This is a genomic window from Lamprobacter sp., from assembly GCF_034860625.1.
In the GTDB taxonomy this organism is placed as follows: Bacteria; Pseudomonadota; Gammaproteobacteria; order Chromatiales; family Chromatiaceae; genus Lamprobacter.
In genome coordinates, this window is record NZ_JAYESN010000457.1 from 1 (window position 1) to 1,703 (window position 1,703).

A 1,703-nucleotide genomic window follows, 5' to 3' on the forward strand; every position below is an offset into this window, starting at 1 on the left:
GCTGGAGCAGCGTCTGCCATCACAGCTGGCTTGAGCAGGAGGATCTGAGCCTTGTCAATGCCCTGCCCTTGCGGCTCCGGACACACCCTGGCCGACTGTTGCGGTCCGTTCCTGGCCGGAACCGCAGCGCCACCTACCGCCGAAGCCCTGATGCGCTCGCGCTACACGGCCTTCACTCAAGGTGCCGTCGACTATCTGCGCACCACCTGGCACTCCAGCACTCGACCTCATGAGATCGCAGCGGACCCGGCGCCAACCTGGATCGGCCTCAAGATCCTGACCACCAAAGCCGGTGGTCCCGAGGCGACCGAAGGCTGGGTGGAGTTCGTGGCGCGCTACAGGATCGGCAGACGTTCGTTCCGACTGCATGAGCGCAGCCACTTTGTGCGCGAGGACGGGGTCTGGCGCTATGTCGATGGGGTGTTGGACCCCTTGCGTTAGCCGATCTCGCCAGCGATGGATTGGCTTGGCGAGCCACTCGGTGCGGTCGTGAAAGCCTCAGGCCTCAGCATCGACTACAAACACGGCATCACCCACCCGCAGCAGCCCGCCCTGGATCACCCGCGCGCAGAGTCCGCCATGGCCACGCAGGGCGTTGTAGCCGCCCGCTCCCAAGACCTCCTCCATGCGTGAGCAGGGATGTGCAAAGCTGGTGCCCTCCAGCACCACCTCGCCGATCTGAACGCGTTGCCTCTTGAGCGCCGCCAGGTTGATGCCCGACACCAGCAGGTTGCGACGCAGCGTTGCCGGCGCTATCTCTGCGGCATCGGCGAGCGCGGCGATCACTGGCAAATGCTCGGCCTGCAATAGGGTAATGCCGCGGTTGCCCGTGCGGCCGCTGTAGTGATCGCCCTCGAGACCCGCGCCGGTGATGGCCTGCGCGGCCTCGACCTGGATCAATGCCGCGCGCTTCGCCGGTCGCAGGCCGATCCAGTCCAAACGGCCGGGCCGGGGAAAGGTCTGCATCAGCAACGCCAATGGGCTGTTCTTGGAGAGGATCATGGCGACCATCATACAGACGCTTTCGGCACTCAGGCTGAATCTGGCGCTCACCCTCGTCCTTGGGCTCTGGCTCAGTTCGGCGAGCACGCTGATCAGCGCCGAGCCAGTCGATCAGGGTGCCGATCAGCCCCTTGGGACGCTTGGCTCACTACGCTGGCAGCATCGGATCATTGTCGTCGATGCGCAGATCCCGGATGCAGTTTCACGCCTGCGTGCCGAGCAGCCCGCGATCGATGCGCGTGACATCCTCTGGTTTGTGCGCGATCGGGGGCCGTTGCAGACCAACTATCCAGGACCGCTCGATGCCCGACTCAAACAGGAGCTCGAGCAGCGGTTTTTCAGCCGATCCGATGCCGCTGTGTTCTTGATCGGCAAGGATGGCGGTCTCAAAGCCAGTGCCCAGCAACTGGATCTGCCCGCGCTGTTCGCACGCATCGATGCGATGCCGATGCGCCGTCGAGAGATGGACGCTGCAGACTGAGTACTCCGCTCGTGAGATTGCGACCATCGGTCTCGGACAGGAAGGGTCCAGCGAATCGCTACTGTTTCCGGCGATCGTGCCTCAACCCATCCAACCGTTTGCATAGCCCCAGCGCTTGATCATGCCCCAACCAACCCCTTCACCGCTGCACCCGGTCGTCGGTCAACAGCCGGCCAGCGTGCTCGGACTGGGACTCGCCGCCTTGGGCCGTCCCGGTTAT

The 1,703-nt window shown here is 64.4% G+C and carries 3 protein-coding genes; 2 read left to right on the forward strand and 1 reads right to left on the reverse strand.

The window, feature by feature from the left end; genetic code table 11:
- Positions 1-57 precede the first annotated feature (57 nt).
- Positions 58-441 carry a YchJ family protein gene (locus VBE63_RS28790; RefSeq protein ID WP_323686406.1) on the forward strand — a complete coding sequence of 128 codons (384 nt, stop codon included), beginning with the start codon at positions 58-60 and terminating at the stop codon, positions 439-441.
- Positions 442-498: 57 nt separating this feature from the next.
- Here VBE63_RS28790 and VBE63_RS28795 read toward each other — a convergent pair whose 3' ends face one another.
- Entirely contained in the window at positions 499-1,002 is a 504-nt protein-coding gene (locus VBE63_RS28795; RefSeq protein WP_323686407.1) for an MOSC domain-containing protein, read from the reverse strand.
- On the opposite strand from VBE63_RS28795, the gene VBE63_RS28800 reads away from it, so the two are divergent.
- The gene (locus VBE63_RS28800; protein ID WP_323686408.1) at positions 1,001-1,483 is read left to right on the forward strand and encodes a DUF4174 domain-containing protein; all 483 of its coding nucleotides are present in this window, start codon (positions 1,001-1,003) and stop codon (positions 1,481-1,483) included. The genes VBE63_RS28795 and VBE63_RS28800 overlap by 2 nt on opposite strands.
- Positions 1,484-1,703: the final 220 nt, after the last annotated feature.